Source organism: Gluconobacter sp. Dm-74 (genome assembly GCF_018256135.1).
In the GTDB taxonomy this organism is placed as follows: Bacteria; Pseudomonadota; Alphaproteobacteria; order Acetobacterales; family Acetobacteraceae; genus Gluconobacter; species Gluconobacter cadivus.
The window spans coordinates 1-16,212 of sequence record NZ_JAERLX010000004.1; the positions used below are offsets into that span (position 1 = coordinate 1).

Below are 16,212 nucleotides of genomic sequence, written 5' to 3' on the forward strand. Positions count from 1 at the left end.
GCGCTCATACATTCATGTCCGCAATCCACATCGCAGCAAGCGTCATCTTCTACCTCAAAGAATGAGTCCTGAGCCTAGCCAAAACTGGTCCTGGCGATTCTTGGTCGCCTCAAGCCCTCCAATACGGCGCAGGCTGCGAATGAAAGGCTCGGTGAATGAAGTCGGCTGTTTCACCAGCTCGTCCGCGTGGTCCTGCAAGAACTGCCGGAGTTCCGACAATGGCCTCTTGTCGTCCTTCACGCCTGTAATCAGTTCAAGAGCCTGGCGTCTGATGCTCATAAATATCCCGTCCAGTGATGCGGCCATCCCCAGCGCGCGGGCTTGGGCGGTGGATTTATCGCTGGTGCGGAGCGAACGGACAAGATGCTCACCCAGGATGGGGCGGATGTCGGACTGGATACGGATTTTCAGATACCAACCGGAGCCCCGGCGGGTCATGTAAGGCGTTGCCACGCAGTGTCGTCCCATGTGCCACGGTTATGTGCCACACGCCAGAAAACCTGCAAAAAATTGTCTGAAAAATCAATGACTTAGAGTCATGGTGTCCCATAGGGGATTCGAACCCCTGTTGCCGCCGTGAGAGGGACAAAACGTGGGGTTCCGGGGCGTTTGGCGGCGTGCATTTATGCTTTGTGTATCAGTTAGATAGGGCGTATATGCACGGAGGCAACCGTCACCGAACGGCCCCATATACTCCCGATTTGTTACCCTCCTAAGGCTTTGCTCATGGCTCGCACCGTCAAAGACGCCGCCCTTGAAAACCGCACCGCCCGGCAGCGTCTCGCCGTGCAGAAAGAACCTCATTGGAAGATGCTCGATACCGGGCTGGCGCTTGGCTATCGGCGCAATCAGCGGTGCGGTTCGTGGCTGGTCCGCCGGTGGGATGATGAAAGCCGCCGCTACAGGAAGCACCAGCTACCGGGGCAGGCGGATGACGTGCAGGACGCGGACGGCGAAGCGGTGCTTTCGTTCAGCCACGCCCAGACCAAAGCCCGCCAGTGGTGGCAGGACGAACAGCGCCGGGCGATGGGGCATGAACCCGCCCACAGAGGCGCGTATCTCGTTTCTGATGCGGTGCGGGACTATCTGGCAGCCAGAGAGCGGAGGGGATCGAAGGGCGTTGTGCGCGACCGGCAACAGGCGGAGACGCATATCCTGCCCAGTCTTGGCGATGCCGATATTCGGAAGCTGACCGCAAGACGCCTCCGGGCATGGCATGAGGGCCTGACGAAAGAGGCGCGGCGCTTGCGGACGGGGAAGGGCGCGACAAGTCGAAACGTGCTGCCCTTGCCGGAAGCCGGGGACACGGAGGCATGGCGTGCCCGGCGCTCCACGGCAAACCGCATCCTGACCATTCTCAAGGCCGCACTGAACCATGCGAGACATGAAGGCCATGTGACCGGCGATGACGCATGGGCTGCCGTCAAGCCGTTCCGTGCCGTGGATGCAGCGAAGCTGGTCTATCTCACCGCCGAGGAAGCCGCCCGGCTGGTGAACGCCTGCCCGCCTGACTTTCGGGAACTGGTGCGCGGTGCGTTGCTCACCGGCTGCCGGTATGGGGAACTCGCAACGGCAACGGTCGGGGACTTCAACAGGGACGCCGGAACGGTTCTTGTGCGGGAGAGCAAGGGTGGCAAGCCGCGCCATGTGACGTTGACCGATGAAGGCTTTGCCGTCTTTGAGGCGTTGTGTGCCGGACGGCCCAGCGGGGATCGCGTGTTCCTGCGGGCAGACGGCAAGCCGTGGGGCAAGTCGCACCAGCAACGCCCGCTGAAAGATGCCCTTGGCCGCGCCGGGATCGACAAGGCCGCGAACTTCCATGCGTTACGTCACACCCATGCGACGTTGCTTGCAATGGCCGGAACGCCGATGGCCGTCATTGCGGAACAGCTAGGCCACGCAGATACGCGCATGACCGAAAAGCACTACGCCCATTTTGCGCCGTCCTTTGTGTCGGAAACGATCCGGCGCAACATGCCAACGCTCGGCATCGGCGGGGGCAGCAACGTCACCCCGCTTTCCGTGCGGAAGGTGCAAGGGGCTGGACGGTGAGCGGGATGCCGCACTTTCCCTCGTTCTTTGCTCCACTGGCAAAGCTGTCCGAGTATCGGAACGGAAAGTTCATTGGGGGACGAGGCAGGAAAAAACCTTCTTATTTCGCTGGTGCCACATTGCTGGGCTTTCCGGGCATAGCTGCTAAACCCCCGAAGGAGCGTAAGAAGCAAGGCCGTCCGAATGAATGGCCTGACTGCCCGCGTTTATTTGAACTGGCCCGAAAGCACCCGGACAGGTCCATTTCATTTCTTCTCGGCTTGCTTTGGGATGAGAACCCCAACGGCGGCAGAGAAAAATACATCGAAAACCGCCGCTCTCGTCTACCGCCGGGCGTGTGGGAGCATGTGCGCATTATTCAGGAAATTGAGCGGGCCGAGCGGGAGCAGAAATAAACCCTGCCCGATTTTTGAGGGGTCGTTCCAACGGGATCATGCGTGGCAACAAATGCACGTCCCTGATCCATTAACGGACGGGGTTGATCCGTAAAGGAAACAGCCATGACCCCGCTTGCATATTCCATCGAAGAAGTTGCCGAAATGACCGCCATAGGTCGCTCCCGCATCTATGCCGCCATCCGTGAGGGCCGCCTTGTCGCCCACAAGTTTGGGCGGCGCACCGTGATCCGTTCCGAAAGCCTCCGGGCGTTTCTCGACAGTTTGGAACAGGTGCCGCCCTCCGTCGCCACGTGATCGCGCGTGCCGCTACCTGCCTGACAAACGAAAACCCGCCCGCGCTTTTGTCGCCAAACAGCACGCAGGCGGGTTCAAGCGAAAGCCATACTCATGCCTATATCAAAAAACGGCCATCATGTGCCAGCCGTTCCACGTTGCGAAGTCGGACCTTGGAAACCTTCGCCCGACATCCTCCCAAATCTGGACGGTCTCATCGCGCTTTGCCGTGATCTCGCCGCTACGGACCCGCGGACGGGAAAGCCTAACTTCTATCTCGACAATCGGGAGTTTTCACCTGAAAGCCGATATATCGCCTATGGGCGGTTCAACACCGGTTATAAGAATCATCTCGGGGGCACCGACGCACGTTGCCTGATCGAGCCCCTGTTGTGGTTTAACGTGGGCCACAATGGCGAGCCTAACGCCCGCGCTATCGATCTTCCCGAGTTACTTCGCCAAAAAGGCCACCGGAACGGCAAAGATATTCTATCTCGTGCGGAAGCGGTCGAATACGCGGAAAGCCTGTGTCTTCTCTACCGGGCGAAATACCCGTCTCCGTCGTCGCCGTGCGCGCCCATTGCGCCGGGGGCGTTGAAAATAGTTTCCGGTATGCTTGAGGGGCAGGCGTTCTAACATGCCCGAAATCGGCGGCCTCCGCTTCCTCTGGCCCGGCGAAGAACAGACGACGGAGGCCGTTGAGTGGCTCGTGGAAGGACTTATCCCCGCTCGTGGGGTCGGCCTGATGCTAGGCCGTTCCGGGGCAGGCAAGTCCTTCCTAGCCATGCGGCTGGTGTGCTGTGTCGCCTCCCGTGTGCCGTTCCTTGGCCGTGAGGTTCATCTTACGGGCGGCACCGCCATGCTCTTGGGTGAGGCGGCAGACACCTTCGCAGAGCGCCTAGAATGGGCGCTGGAAGGCTTGCGGCGTTCGGATGGTCACAATATGCGGCCCGACAACACCCCGATCCTACGGGCTTCCTGTGGACTCCCCAAGGCCGTTGACGATCTGCGAGCAATAGGGGCGGACCTCCGGCGGAAGATGGAAGCCAGAAACGTGGTCCCGCGCCTGGTGGTGGTGGACACGCTGACTTCCGCTTTCAGCTTCGCCAATGAGAACGACGCTTCGGAGGCGGCCCGCGTCATGAAAGGGCTTGCAGCACTCGGGGAGGCGATGGGTTGCTTCGTTCTGGTGCTGGCGCATCCCGGCAAGGCTGGGGGCAGAGAGATACGCGGGAGCAACGCCTTTACAGGACAAGCGGACGTGGTGCTTTCCGTGGAGCGCGATAGGGCAAAAGGCCACAGAGCCGCGCCCCTGCGAGGCAAGGTTGTGCTGACGAAATCCCGCCGGGCGCCGGAAGGTGACGCGGTGGCGTTCGCGCTCCATCCCACGGAGGACGGAGGCATGTTCGCGGCATTGCCCGATGACACGGCCCCGCCTTCGGGATCGCCTGATGGGGGCAGCGTAAAAGCGGAGAAGCCTCGCCGGGAGAAGCCTGCGGACGCCATAGCGCGGATTGTGGCGGGGCTTGATGAAATCGGGATGCGGTTCTTGCCGGGTAGCGTGCCCCCGCCTCCGGGAATGACCGCCGCGCCCGTGTGCCGCGTGCGGGAAGCCTTTGAGATCGAACGCCCGCCGGTATCGCGGGACGCCGGGCGCAAAGCATGGGAACGGGCGCTCAAAAGCGCGACCGAGGCCGGACGCCTGACGTTGTGGGGCACGGATGGGGCTTATCTGGCGCTTGTCGGCAACGCCTGATGGGAAGGCATGGCCGCCATTCTCGCCCGCGCGCGCGTGGCGCGTGACTGGCTTTCGGGAGTCACACGCCACGCCCGCAACGCCAGAACGTCAACCATGCCAGACAAGCCCACAAGGAAGCTGCCCGACAAGTGCTCATGCCAACGCCCCGGCGAAGCCCCGCCCGGTCTATTCCGACGCCAGAAGCAACGGCAGTTCCGGGCTACATGCAATGCGCCACGACGCATAGCATGTAACGTTATAACATACCATTTATTCCATCCATTCTGCCAAAAGCCATTGCGACGACATGGCGTGCCGTGGCCCCGCCTGTTTTTGGGCGGGCGCGGCGGCGGCGCGTCTCCATCACATGCACGCCATCACTTCCGATCTCTGGGGCACGCCATGTCGTGCCGTTTCGTGACAGACGACAAAACTGACAAAACGATCAAAACAACAGGCGGGGAAAATCTCCGGCACTATCCGAAGGCAAATGCGTGTCGTCTAGGATTTGGCGTATTTGTCGTTTTGGCAGGAATGTCGTTTTGTCCGACACGTCACAGCGAAAGCGCAGACGGCGGGTGTCGGACATTAGGACAGGACCCGCCCCCCTCCCTTTATTCCGGGGGGTGTGTCCGTCCATGTGTCCGTCCGCCTGTTTGATCTGCTTTTCGTGGCCCCGCTTGTATTTTGGCAGAATTGTCGTTTTGCTTTTTAGACGGCGTGACAATTTGCGAGGGCGACGGGATGGGTTTTCTGTCTGATTGCCAAAACGCAAAAAAGTCTGTGGGAATTTTGGCTGGGATTTTTCCGGGTGCTTCAAGGAATGATTGCACGCTGACAGGCGGGGACCGGCATACCCTACCCCCCGGAGGGCTTGGAGTTCGATCTAGGCAGGAATTTCTTTTCACAAGTGGGGCTGGCTTTTGAACACAGTGGCTCTGAAGCAAGCAGTGCGAATTATCCGCCTTTCCGCTTCATCCACCATTTTCCGACTTCGCTGAAGAACTTGGCTACTTTTTGGATACCGCACATCTCAGCGGCAGCTATCAGACCACCGATTTCAATGAGAAACGTGGCGGAATAGACGATGAAGCTTTCATCACACGTTTTATAAATTAAAGGCTGCGCAAATACTCCCAAGCCACAAATCCAAAGAAACCGCTCCTTTTTTCTATCAGCGATCTCTTTTTCAAGGCGCTCTTCCAGACTGACGGAGGTATCCGCCAGTTTTGGGGCTGGAGGCTTTGCGCCAACTTGAAACACCTTGGAAGGTGCCGGAGGTGAAGCGGAGGTGCTTAAGGGGGCGCCTGCCGGACTCGTAGAGTTAGGTGTCTGCGTGGACACGTGCACGGTATTCCTCAAGAATATCGTCTTGAGGAATTTCTATCCCTCGGACACCCGGAACATAGTGCTTAGCCCAAGCTCCGTTTTCCCAGTGTGTCATCGACACCAGTTCAGACGGTGAATAGGCAAGCAAAGCATCCACATATTCATCAAGTGCAGCGGCTTCCGGGGTGCCCTCTATGTCCTCGACATAACCAAAAATGTCTTGGATTGAGCTGCGACCGAAGAGTGACACCCGACGATACACGCAGGGCTCAACCGGGCCATAATCCCAAGCTTCGAAACGCCCATCAATCAAGTGCTGGCCGTTGTGTTCACCCATATAAGCTAGGTGCGCCATATAGAGGATTTTTTGTAGCTTTAGGTTGGTTATATTCCAGCCACTACGTTCGCAAACTCGTTTTGCCGCAGCCATCGAGCTAATCGTCATTGTGCCACTCCTCTCCGGTGAGGGGTAACATTGAGCACGATTAACATGGTCAATTCCTCCAGCTAGGGTTGGCACAAAAAAAGAACAAGAAGGCCGTGCAGGCTTTTCAGTTCGGTTGTCATCTTAAATATGACTGCACCAAATTCATTTTACAATCTGAAGATCATAAAAAGATTAAAAGCCCACAAGCGACGAGGTTTCTCAACCCGCTTACTCCCGATTTGTTACCCTACAAACCGTTTTTCGCTTCGGAGAATGTCGCTAAGGCATTGAAAAGATTGGCGTCCCATAGGGGATTCGAACCCCTGTTGCCGCCGTGAGAGGGCAGTGTCCTAGGCCTCTAGACGAATGGGACGAGGCGAAGGGCTTAATAGGGTGCCCTTCGGATCTTTGCAAGCGTTATTTAGGAGGTTTTTTGTGTCAGCAGAGGGCCGAGGCTTTTCCCGCCGAACAGATGAACATGGAAATGGGGGACTTCCTGTCCGGAATTAGGCCCGGAATTGCTGATGAGGCGGAAGCCTTCTTGGGTCAGGCCTTCGTCTTCGGCAATTTTTGAAACTGCGCGCCAGAAGCCTGTGATTTCCTCTGGAGAGGCTGTTGCGCCAAAATCTGCGATGGAGACGTAAGGACCTTTGGGGATGATCAGAACGTGAATCGGCGCCTGAGGGGCGATATCGTGAAAGGCGAGCACGAAATCATCTTCATAGACCGTGCGTGAGGGGATTTCCTTACGCAGGATGCGGGCGAAGATGTTGTTGGGATCGTATGCCATGGGCAGGCTCCTGTTCAGCCGATCTTTTCCTTGGGGCGGGCAGCTTTTTCTGCGATGCCGCTGGTGCCTTCGCGGCGCTTGAGTTCCGTCCAGACGTCTTCAGGAGAGACGCCGGCGTCCACCCACATGACGATCAGGTGGTACAGAACGTCCGCGCTTTCGCCGATCAGTTCCTTGCGGTTACCATTGACGGCTTCAATCAGACATTCGACCGCTTCCTCACCAAATTTCTGGGCGATTTTGTTGCGGCCGCGGGACATCAGGCGTGCGGAATGGCTGAGAGACGGGTCGGTACCGCGACGGGACTGGACCGTGTCATACAGGCGCTGGAGAATCTGTTCCTGCAGGAGGTCGGATTTCTTGTCATCCTGCTGTTTTGAGGGCTTCGGAGCCGGTTTGGTGGCGGGTTTACCCATGATCTTACTCTCCAAGCCTGACCGGCAGACCGGCCTTGTTCAGCGCGTTCTTGACTTCATCGATGCGGAACTGGCCGAAGTGGAACACACTTGCCGCCAGAAGGCCACTTGCGCCAACTTCCGCGCCCTCCACGAAATGCTGTAATTCGCCCACGCCGCCCGAGGCAACAACCGGAACAGTCACGGCGTTGCAGACCGCGCGCAGCAGATCGAGGTCAAAACCTGAGCGGGTGCCGTCGCGGTCCATGCTGGTGAGCAGGATTTCACCTGCGCCGAGATCCTGCATTTTCCGTGCCCATTCCACGACATCCAGACCTGTGGGTTCGCGGCCGCCCTTGGCATAGACTTCCCATCCACCCTGGCCATTGGAGCGCGCATCGATGGCAACGACGATGCACTGACTACCGAAACGTTCAGAGGCCTCACGGATCAGGTCCGGGTTTTTGATAGCAGCCGAGTTGACGGCGCATTTGTCGGCACCGGCGAGCAGCAGACGGCGCATGTCTTCGCAGGTGCGGACACCACCGCCCACGGTCAGGGGCAGGCAGATGGCTTCGGCCGTGCGGCGAACGACGTCGAGAATGGTGTCCCGGTTTTCAACGCTGGCAGTGATGTCCAGAAAGGTAAGTTCGTCGGCACCGGCAGCGTCGTAAAGTTTGGCCTGTTCGACCGGGTCGCCTGCGTCGCGCAGGGAAACGAAGTTTACCCCTTTGACGACGCGACCGTCCTTGACGTCCAGACAGGGGATGACGCGGAGTTTCAGCATGATCCGAGGACGTCCAGTGCATCTTTGAGCGCGATACGGCCGTCGTAAAGCGCGCGTCCGACGATCGCGCCGGAAATGCCCGGAACGTCGCGGGCGACGTCGCGCAGGGCTTTGAGATGCTCCAGAGTCCCGACACCGCCGCTGGCGATGACCGGAATGGACAGGCGGCGCGCCATATCCGCGGTCTGTTCGAGGTCGAGTCCGGCCAGCATGCCGTCACGGGTAATTTCGGTGAAGATCACGGCGGCGACGCCGGCATCTTCCATACGCAGGGCCAGATCGTTGGCTTCCAGTTCCGATACTTCGGCCCAGCCTTCGGTGGCGACGCGTCCCTGTCGGGCGTCGATGCCAGCAACGATACGGCCCGGGAAGGCACGGGCGGCCTGACGCACAAGTTCAGGGTCCTTGACGGCCACGGAACCCAGAATGACGCGTGAGACACCGGCTTCGAGCCAGCGTTCAATGGCCGCCATGTCTCGGATTCCGCCGCCGAGCTGTACGGGAAGGCTGGTGGCCTTTACGATGGATTCGATCGCCGGAATATTGGTCGAACGGCCTGCAAAAGCACCATTCAGGTCCACGACATGGATGTGATGGCATCCGGCTTCGGCGAACATGCGGGCCTGGGCACCGGGATCGTCAGAGTAATGGGTGGCGTCTTCCATTTCGCCGCGACGCAGGCGGACGCAGGCACCGTCCTTGAGGTCGATGGCAGGGTAGAGCGTCAGGCCGTGTGTCGCAGTCCGGGTTACGGGCTCGGGTGCCGCACCGGAGGCGGAACTGCCGGCGTCAGGCATGGCGATGCTGGACTGCCAGCGGGCGGCCTCGTTCTCGTTTGCCAGAAGTTTTGAGAGAAAAAGTCCGCGCACCGTCTGCCCTCCGATCCGTGCATAATAAGGATGCGTGCCCCAGTGTTCGAACTCGAATGACCGGAACAGCCCGATAGCGGCGACATGCGTTTCGCGGATGTCGCAGTTTACAACCTTGCAGCCAATGGCCTTTGCGCCCTTGAGCATGGCTTCCAGAAGCGCGCGTCCCAGACCGCGGCCTCGGGCATAGGGCGCCACGAAAAAGCCGGTCAGGTTGGCGGTTGCTGCGTGGGCTTCATAGCTTGCAGGCGGGCGGACAAGCTGGCCCGCCCCGCAGATCGTGCCATTGTCACGCACGACATACAGGCTGCGTTCCGGCACAAGCAGCAGGCCCTCGAAATAACGCGCCAATGCCTGATGGCCGGGAGGCTGGAGCCAGCCGAAGCCGCCACCGTCCAGGATACCCGCCGATGTGGCCTCGATCAGGGCGTCCAAATCTTCAGGCGACAGCGACGAAACGACCCGTTCGCAGGTGATCGTCATGAAGTCCACCGCAGGAAGTTGCCGAGGATGGTCAGGCCGACATCCTGGCTTTTTTCGACGTGGAACTGCGTGCCGCAGCGGTTTCCACGGGCGACGATGGCCGGAACCTGCGTGCCGTATTGTGCTGTGGCGACCAGATCGCTGTCCGCGCCGTCATGCAGGGCATAGGAATGAACAAAATATCCATGATTGCCGGGTGTGAGGCCGTCCGTCAGCAGATGTGCGCCGGGTGTGAAATCCAACGTGTTCCAGCCCATATGGGGCAGACGCAGACCGGCACTGGCGGCTTCATCCATGCGCCGGATATTGCCAGAGATCCAGCCCAGCCCCTCGGTCCGGCCATGTTCAAGGCCGTATTCGCTCATGAGCTGCATGCCGACGCAGATGCCGAGAAACGGCGTGCCATTGGAAGTTGCGGTTTCAAGCATGGCGCGCAGTTCGGGGCCAAGGCCTTGCGCGCAATCCGCGAATGCGCCCTGACCGGGGAGGATCAGACGGTCTGCGGTGAGGATATCGTCTGCGTCGCGGGAAATGACGACGTCGGCTTCGATCCCCTTGCGTGTCGCGGCCTTGCGGGCTGCCTGTGCGGCCGAGGCGAGATTTCCGCCATTGTAGTCAATTACGACGACGCGCATGGAAACTCCGGGGATGTGCCGTAGGAAAGGGTGTATTGCTGCTGGTCCATCCAGCGCAGGAGCGCGATGTCCCGACTGGGTGCGGCGATGGGCGTGCCGGGAATGCGGCCGTTCAGGCGCTGTTCCCACAGCCGGATCTCAGCCGTAAAGCTGGCGAGGACGGCGTGAATGGCTACGACCAGATCAAGCCGGGGCCAGAATCCTTTCAGGACATGCAGCACGATCATGGTGACGGCGGCAGCCAGAAGGGCGGAAATCCATGCGCCATAGGTCAGCAGGCCAAACCAGCCGAAAAACAGGACGCGCCATGAAAAGCCGTCCTGCACCATCACGGGGATCTGCGGGCCGGAGGCATCAGGCTTCGTGCAGGGAATATAGAGCTTCACAGCACGCCTTTGGTGGAAGGGATGGCACCGGCCGAGCGCGGATCATGTGAAACGGCAACTTTCAGCGCGCGGGCAACGGCCTTGAAGCCGCTTTCGGCGATATGGTGGGCATTGGTTCCGGCCTTGCAGGTCAGATGCAGGGCGATATGGGCGGACATGGCGAAGGCGCGGAAAAACTCTTCGAACAGTTCCGTGTCCATCGTGCCGATCTTTTCGCGTGGGAAGACGACATTCCACGCGAGATAAGGACGGCCGGAAATATCCACCACGGCTTCGCACAAGGCTTCGTCCAGCGGCACAAGCGCATGACCGAAACGTTCAATCCCACGCTTGTCTCCGATGGCCTGACGAAAGGCCTGTCCGAAAACGATGCCGACATCCTCGACGGTATGATGCCCGTCGATATGCAGGTCTCCCTTGGCCTTCAGGTCAAGGTTGAAGCCGCCATGTTTGGCCAGCGCCGTCAGCATGTGATCGAAAAAGCCAATGCCGCTGTCCACGTTGGAACGGCCTTCGCCGTCGAGTGTGAGGGCAAGGGTGATGTCGGTTTCGCTGGTGGCGCGATGCAGGCTGGCGTGGCGGATGTCGTTCATGACCTCTCTGCTACACCAGCATGGCGCGGATTTCCACGCTATCCGGCTAAGATGCGTACAAAATCCGTCCGTTTGCAGAAAGAAAAAGCCGGAGCGGGGAAAGCGTGTTCCCGGAGGAAACCGTGCGAAAGCACGTCACGTTTCCTTGAAGTGGACCGTGTCAGGAAATTGCCCTTGGCGAGGAGGAGAGATAGGCCCATATTTCTGGATTATGGCACATCATCATTCCCCCCTCGACGTCCTTCTCTCCCGCGCCTCGACGGACCATCTCGTCGAGCCTCCGCCGAAGGGGGATGATCTCCGCACCATTCTCTCTGCTGGCCTGCGGGCGCCAGATCACGGGAAAATGCGGCCCTGGCGCTATACGGTGATCAAGGGCAAGCATCGCGAGGCCTTCGCCGATCTCGTGGTGGAAGCGATGGGACGGCAGGAGCCCGATGCGCCTGAAGCCAAAAAGACCAAGCGTCATCATCGCTTTTCCAACATGCCAATGATCATCGCACTCGGGATGCATCTTAAGCCTGAAGGAAAAATCCCGGTCATCGAACAGGAAATGGCTGTGGCGGCAGGAGCGATGAATGTTCTGAATGCGCTGCACGCATCGGGTTTCGGCGGTATGTGGGTGACGGGGCCGTTCTGCGAAGACCGTATTCTGCTGACGGCTCTGGGGCTACCCGAGCCGCATCGTCTGGCAGGTTTCCTGTTCGTCGGAACGCCCGCAAAGCATTCGGATGAGCGCAAGCGTCCCGAAATCGACGATTACATGGCGGTCTGGAAGGGCGATGCCATCAAGTTCGCCGCGGATGCCGGCTGAACAGATGCGTTACGACGTTATCATCGCGGGTGGTGGTCCGGTCGGGTTGGCTGCTGCCATTTCGTTTGCGCGGGACGGACGTAAGGTCTGCCTTGTCGAGCGGTCCTCTGCGGATGTGCTGGCCGATCCGCCTTTTGATGGGCGGGAAATCGCGCTGACACATCATGCATCGGAATGGCTAAAAGCTGTCGGTGCGTGGGACGAGATCCCCGCCGGTAGCATCTGTCCGATGTATACGGCCCGGATTGAGACCGGGAAGACTGGAAATCCGCCACTTCTCTTTGATGCACCCGCCGATGGCCCTGATGCGCTGGGGCATATGGTGGCGAATCATCTGATCCGCCGGGCGCTTTATCGCGTGGTTTCGAGAACGCCGGGTATAGACCTCAAAGCCGGGGAAGGCATTGCCAGTTCGTGGCACGATACGCGGTCGGCAGGCGTCATTCTGGCCAATGGCGAGCGTCTTGAGGCCGATCTGCTCGTGGCGGCGGATGGGCGTTTTTCACGCCTGCGGACCGAAGCCGGGATCGGGGCGATCGTTCACGATTTCCAGCGGAACATCATGGTCTGCCGGATGCGGCATCCCGAGCCGCATGCCAATACGGCGCTTCAATGGTTCGATGAAGGGCAGACGATTGCTCTGCTTCCGGTCGCAGCGGATGATCGTCCGGGGTCCTGTTCATCGCTGGTTCTGACGTTGGAGCCTGACGAGATCGCGCGTCTCAAGGCGCTGGATGGGAAGGTGTTCAGCGAGGATATCACCGCCCGCACGCAGGGCCGTATGGGGCCGATGACGCTGGAGAGCGCGCGTTGCGTCTATCCCCTCAAGGCCGTTTACGCCCATCGCTTTCAGGCGCCGCGTTTGGCCCTGATCGGGGATGCCGCGGTGGGAATGCATCCGATTACGGCGCACGGGTTCAATCTTGGCCTCAAGGGACAGGAAGTTCTGGCCAAGGCGATTGCAGATGGTCCGGGTGATGCGGGTGATCCGTCCGTTCTGTCGCGTTTTGAACGGACGCACCGTCTGGCGACGGCGCCGCTCTTTGCGGCCACCAATGCCATTGCGACCGTCTATACCCGTGACGAAGCTCCGTTCCTGATGGCGCGTCGGGCCGGGCTGGCGGTAGCCAACCGGCTTCTGCCCTTCAAGGCAGCCGTGACAAATATGCTGATGGATCGTCAGGGCTGAGGCCCTGACCATTTTTCAGTTAAAATGTGCTCGCAGCAGCGGTGTTGACGAAATGCAGAGCATGATCAACCCGAACAGCGCCATGACCTTGATAATAAAAAAGCAGGCATGATGACGGGCATCCGCGCCGGTAGCCAGCATCATGAACGGGTCTGGATCGGGAAAGCCGGTTTTGCTGTTGATCTGCACGAGTTCTAGGGCCCGCTGACGGCTGGGTGCCGCCTGTGCCCGGCGGCGAGCCATTTCCGTCCCGGATATATCGGCTTTTTCGTGCAGGGCCGTAAGATAGAGTTCCAGATCTTCGCGGCGATACGCGATTTTGCCATCCGGGCCCTGCGTATGTGCAGGCCCCGTGCCGAGGAGGGACAGCAGTTTCATCCTGCGTTCAGGTAGCGCGAGATGTGCTGCTGCTTCCGCTCTTGAGAGCGTTTTTGAGCGCACAGGCAGATGAAAGACCTGTCCGCCTGACTTTTCACCGGGAATATGTGTCGGAGACGGCATTGGTCTGAATCCTGATTTCTCTGGACGGACTGACATTATGGTCAGTCCGTTCGGAAATCGAGCATTTCCCGGAGTCCCACTCCTTATTTTTGATCAGGCTGTCGTGATGGCGATGCCTTCGGAGCGGAACCGGCGGAAGACGTCAAAGAGAATGGCGTCCTGCACGCTGCTGGCGTCGCGCGCGGAAGTAAGGGCGACACTCAGGGTCACAGTCAGGCTGTCTGCGGTAATGGCACTGACGCGGACTTTGGGGGCGGGTGTTGCGAGGACATCGTCGCGATGTGCGGCAACTTCCAGCAGCATGGATTTTGCTTTTTCCGGATGGGTCGCCACCGGAACCTGAAATGTCAGGGTCAGGGTGCCCGTCGCACCGCTCAGCGTGGCGTTTTTGACGCTTGTGGTGATGAACTGTGAATTCGGAACGATCATGGTCGAACCGTCGCTCAACCCAATATCGGTCGCGCGGATGCTGATGCGCTTGATATCGCCCCGTGTACCGGCGATTTCGACCATGTCTCCAACGCGCACTGGCCGCTCGGCCATAAGAATAACGCCGGAGACGAAGTTCTGCACGATGGATTGCAGGCCAAAACCGATACCGACCGAGAGAGCGCTGACCACCCAGGTCAGGTTCTGCACGGACACCCCGGCGATGGAGAGAATGCCGAGGCCGACGAGGATCCACGAGCAATAGGTGAAAATGCTGAGGATCGACGTCCGGCTGCCGATGTCGAGGCGGGTGGTCGGGAAAAACCGGTCCCTGATCCAGCTTCGGGTCTGGCGGATGGCGTAATAGGCGACCACGGCCAGCACGATGACCAGGACGACCGTATCGAGAGAAATCTTCACGCCGTGAATGGTGTTGCCGACGAACAGCAGCCAGAGGCGTGTGGTGATATCCGTGACGCTGAAGCTGCCATCTGTCTGGGCAATGGAAAACAGCAGCAGAAGCAGTAGGATATTTCCAAGCCCGGAGAGGATCACTCCGATCTGCGACAGGCGGGGCTGGGGAAGGCCAAGCTGCATCAGGCGGAGGCTGAAGAAACTGCCTTCCGAAAACAGCCGCTCCAGAACATCGCGCCAGCACAGACCCAGAAGTGCCACGATGGCCACGCCCGTGCCCAGCGAGAGCAGCCAGCCATTGAGCGTGAAGGCGAAGGCCACATAGCCCAGCAGGATGGAAATGACCGTGACAGTCAGAAGCAAGCTGGACACACCCAGCGCAGACGGCGCAAAGCCGCGCGTATCGTTCTGGTTGCCCAGTCGGCGGAACGTATCCACGGCACACAGGCCAATGGCGATGGAGAACGCGATTTCCAGCAGGATCTGAAGCGTCTGCCCAAAAGCATCCTGAGCCTGAAACGCACGCAGCAGATCCAGAAGAAGAATGCTGATCGCTAGAATCCAGTCCACACCCCGAAGCGCCTTGCGCTCTCCGGGATTGCCCTGCGCCAGAACGCCGCTCCGTCCGAACACTGGCAGACCGGCGCCAATAATGAAGCCGCAGACAGGAACGGTCTCGCCGATGATCGCACCAATCGGGCCGCCGCCATCAGGCAGGGCTGCCGCAGCCCAGATGAACCATGTCAGGGTAGCGATCAAGGCTTCCAGCGCACCGTTCAGCGTAATGGCAATGACGCTGGCGGAGAGCGCCTCTTTCACGCTGTCTTCGGTAGCGGGCCGGAAATGGGCGCCACAGCGCTTGAGAAGACGCAGGATCAAAGGAGAACTGAGGCCGATGACCGCGAAAGTGATCGCGCAGCCGATCAGAAGGTGGAGCCAGTTCGCCAGAACGCCGCCTTCATGAAACGAAGAGTGGTTTTCGGCGCGCTCGGTCAGGAGCGTGTTCCAGAAGCGCGGAGCCAGCGGTGACACCGTATGTTCGGACAGAGCCGCGTGCTGAAGCTGTGTGCGGCGCGCGTTGATGGCCGTGTTGAGCTGCTGGGCCTGAAGATTATAGAGTCTGGCGCGGATCAGGGCCGATTTCACGGACTGCGCATTCTGTTGCATCCGCTGCCGCTGTGCCGTGACGGACGGGTCTTCATTTTCCGCCGCGCTGGTGCCCAGGATCTTCAGAAAAGATTCGGTGATGTTGTCGTAGGACTGGATCTGCGTGACGGCATCCTGCGTGTTCTGCTGGACCTTCTGGATCCGGGACGACAGGCTGTCGAGCTCGCTGTTGCCCGTATTTTCGTCTTTGCGGTTCAGAACGGCGAAGACCTGGCGCAGAGTGGTGGCGCTGTCGTCGAGTTGGTGAGCGATGGTGCTGGAAACCGCAGCCCAGCCAAGGCCGGATGTGGTGGGATCGGACTGCGCGTCGTTTCCAATGCCTTTCAGTATGGGCTTCGAAGGGGCCGTGTTCGTTTGGGCTGTGGCCTGAGGCGCAGCACGTGCAGCGGGAGGAACCAGTCCTGCAAAAACCAGCGTGAAAGCGACGGACAGAACACTCAGAACACGTCCGCAAACGGCTCCAGACCGCTGTTGTTTAAGAGATGAAGAGGCGCGCGCGGCAGGCCGTGTGGTCATGCGTCGGATGTTCCGTTCAGTGTCTTG

20 protein-coding genes and 1 tRNA gene are annotated in these 16,212 nt (G+C 59.7%); 7 read left to right on the top strand and 14 right to left on the bottom strand.

The genetic code is table 11. From position 1 onward, the window contains the following. Nucleotides 1–54: 54 nt before the first annotated feature. A complete protein-coding gene (locus JK208_RS07655) occupies nucleotides 55–438 on the bottom strand; it encodes a DUF6538 domain-containing protein (RefSeq protein WP_211575303.1) in 384 nt (127 codons plus the stop codon). A gap of 288 nt (nucleotides 439–726) precedes the next feature. Here JK208_RS07655 and JK208_RS07660 point away from each other — a divergent pair, with 288 nt between their 5' ends. The 5 genes from JK208_RS07660 (at nucleotide 727) to JK208_RS07680 (ending at nucleotide 4,479) form a co-directional block, all read left to right on the top strand. After that, nucleotides 727–2,052, top strand: a complete 1,326-nt coding sequence (locus tag JK208_RS07660; protein WP_211575304.1) for a site-specific integrase — start codon at nucleotides 727–729, stop codon at nucleotides 2,050–2,052. A gap of 5 nt (nucleotides 2,053–2,057) precedes the next feature. Continuing rightward, nucleotides 2,058–2,447 carry a hypothetical protein gene (locus JK208_RS07665; protein ID WP_249202023.1) on the top strand — a complete coding sequence of 130 codons (390 nt, stop codon included), beginning with the start codon at nucleotides 2,058–2,060 and terminating at the stop codon, nucleotides 2,445–2,447. 105 nt (nucleotides 2,448–2,552) lie between these two features. Continuing rightward, the gene (locus tag JK208_RS07670) at nucleotides 2,553–2,744 is read left to right on the top strand and encodes a helix-turn-helix domain-containing protein (protein WP_211575310.1); all 192 of its coding nucleotides are present in this window, start codon (nucleotides 2,553–2,555) and stop codon (nucleotides 2,742–2,744) included. Nucleotides 2,745–2,837: 93 nt separating this feature from the next. Next, nucleotides 2,838–3,359: a hypothetical protein gene (locus tag JK208_RS07675; RefSeq protein ID WP_211575312.1), complete on the top strand. Its 522-nt coding sequence runs from the start codon at nucleotides 2,838–2,840 to the stop codon at nucleotides 3,357–3,359. A gap of 1 nt (nucleotide 3,360) precedes the next feature. Then, nucleotides 3,361–4,479 carry an AAA family ATPase gene (locus JK208_RS07680; protein WP_211575314.1) on the top strand — a complete coding sequence of 373 codons (1,119 nt, stop codon included), beginning with the start codon at nucleotides 3,361–3,363 and terminating at the stop codon, nucleotides 4,477–4,479. On the opposite strand, the gene JK208_RS07685 is transcribed toward JK208_RS07680, so the two are convergent. The 11 genes from JK208_RS07685 to hisB all read right to left on the bottom strand — a co-directional run bounded on the left by JK208_RS07685 (nucleotide 4,452) and on the right by hisB (nucleotide 11,155). Then, complete coding sequence (locus JK208_RS07685; protein WP_211575316.1) at nucleotides 4,452–4,610, bottom strand: hypothetical protein; 159 nt, start codon at nucleotides 4,608–4,610, stop codon at nucleotides 4,452–4,454. The genes JK208_RS07680 and JK208_RS07685 overlap by 28 nt on opposite strands. A gap of 808 nt (nucleotides 4,611–5,418) precedes the next feature. Beyond that, a complete protein-coding gene (locus tag JK208_RS07690; RefSeq protein ID WP_211575317.1) occupies nucleotides 5,419–5,805 on the bottom strand; it encodes a hypothetical protein in 387 nt (128 codons plus the stop codon). Continuing rightward, the gene (locus JK208_RS07695; protein ID WP_211575319.1) at nucleotides 5,786–6,235 is read right to left on the bottom strand and encodes a Panacea domain-containing protein; all 450 of its coding nucleotides are present in this window, start codon (nucleotides 6,233–6,235) and stop codon (nucleotides 5,786–5,788) included. The genes JK208_RS07690 and JK208_RS07695 overlap by 20 nt, the downstream gene beginning before the upstream one ends. Before the next feature lie 279 nt (nucleotides 6,236–6,514). Further along, nucleotides 6,515–6,590: transfer RNA gene (locus tag JK208_RS07700), tRNA-Glu, on the bottom strand. A 48-nt stretch (nucleotides 6,591–6,638) separates the two neighbouring features. After that, nucleotides 6,639–7,007 carry a histidine triad nucleotide-binding protein gene (locus JK208_RS07705; protein ID WP_211575321.1) on the bottom strand — a complete coding sequence of 123 codons (369 nt, stop codon included), beginning with the start codon at nucleotides 7,005–7,007 and terminating at the stop codon, nucleotides 6,639–6,641. 14 nt (nucleotides 7,008–7,021) lie between these two features. After that, nucleotides 7,022–7,423: a phosphoribosyl-ATP diphosphatase gene (locus JK208_RS07710; RefSeq protein WP_194262235.1), complete on the bottom strand. Its 402-nt coding sequence runs from the start codon at nucleotides 7,421–7,423 to the stop codon at nucleotides 7,022–7,024. 4 nt (nucleotides 7,424–7,427) lie between these two features. Beyond that, the gene (hisF, locus tag JK208_RS07715; RefSeq protein WP_211575323.1) at nucleotides 7,428–8,189 is read right to left on the bottom strand and encodes an imidazole glycerol phosphate synthase subunit HisF; all 762 of its coding nucleotides are present in this window, start codon (nucleotides 8,187–8,189) and stop codon (nucleotides 7,428–7,430) included. After that, on the bottom strand, nucleotides 8,183–9,541 hold the full coding sequence (gene hisA, locus JK208_RS07720) for a 1-(5-phosphoribosyl)-5-[(5-phosphoribosylamino)methylideneamino]imidazole-4-carboxamide isomerase (RefSeq protein ID WP_211575326.1): 1,359 nt from the start codon (nucleotides 9,539–9,541) through the stop codon (nucleotides 8,183–8,185). The genes hisF and hisA overlap by 7 nt, the downstream gene beginning before the upstream one ends. Further along, complete coding sequence (gene hisH, locus JK208_RS07725) at nucleotides 9,538–10,176, bottom strand: imidazole glycerol phosphate synthase subunit HisH (protein WP_211575328.1); 639 nt, start codon at nucleotides 10,174–10,176, stop codon at nucleotides 9,538–9,540. Before hisH ends, hisA begins: the two co-directional genes overlap by 4 nt. After that, nucleotides 10,161–10,562 carry a hypothetical protein gene (locus JK208_RS07730; RefSeq protein ID WP_211575329.1) on the bottom strand — a complete coding sequence of 134 codons (402 nt, stop codon included), beginning with the start codon at nucleotides 10,560–10,562 and terminating at the stop codon, nucleotides 10,161–10,163. Before JK208_RS07730 ends, hisH begins: the two co-directional genes overlap by 16 nt. Then, complete coding sequence (hisB, locus tag JK208_RS07735) at nucleotides 10,559–11,155, bottom strand: imidazoleglycerol-phosphate dehydratase HisB (RefSeq protein ID WP_211575331.1); 597 nt, start codon at nucleotides 11,153–11,155, stop codon at nucleotides 10,559–10,561. Before hisB ends, JK208_RS07730 begins: the two co-directional genes overlap by 4 nt. Nucleotides 11,156–11,366: 211 nt before the next feature. Here hisB and JK208_RS07740 point away from each other — a divergent pair, with 211 nt between their 5' ends. Both JK208_RS07740 and ubiM read left to right on the top strand, forming a co-directional pair. Further along, nucleotides 11,367–11,969, top strand: a complete 603-nt coding sequence (locus JK208_RS07740; RefSeq protein ID WP_194267884.1) for a nitroreductase — start codon at nucleotides 11,367–11,369, stop codon at nucleotides 11,967–11,969. A 4-nt stretch (nucleotides 11,970–11,973) separates the two neighbouring features. After that, nucleotides 11,974–13,158, top strand: coding sequence for a 5-demethoxyubiquinol-8 5-hydroxylase UbiM (gene ubiM, locus JK208_RS07745; protein ID WP_211575332.1), 1,185 nt, complete (start codon nucleotides 11,974–11,976; stop codon nucleotides 13,156–13,158). A gap of 15 nt (nucleotides 13,159–13,173) precedes the next feature. Here ubiM and JK208_RS07750 read toward each other — a convergent pair whose 3' ends face one another. Together JK208_RS07750 and JK208_RS07755 are read right to left on the bottom strand one after the other, a co-directional pair. Continuing rightward, nucleotides 13,174–13,659, bottom strand: coding sequence for a hypothetical protein (locus tag JK208_RS07750; protein WP_194262242.1), 486 nt, complete (start codon nucleotides 13,657–13,659; stop codon nucleotides 13,174–13,176). Nucleotides 13,660–13,752: 93 nt separating this feature from the next. Then, nucleotides 13,753–16,185: a DUF3772 domain-containing protein gene (locus JK208_RS07755; RefSeq protein ID WP_211575334.1), complete on the bottom strand. Its 2,433-nt coding sequence runs from the start codon at nucleotides 16,183–16,185 to the stop codon at nucleotides 13,753–13,755. Between the last annotated feature and the right edge of the window lie 27 nt (nucleotides 16,186–16,212).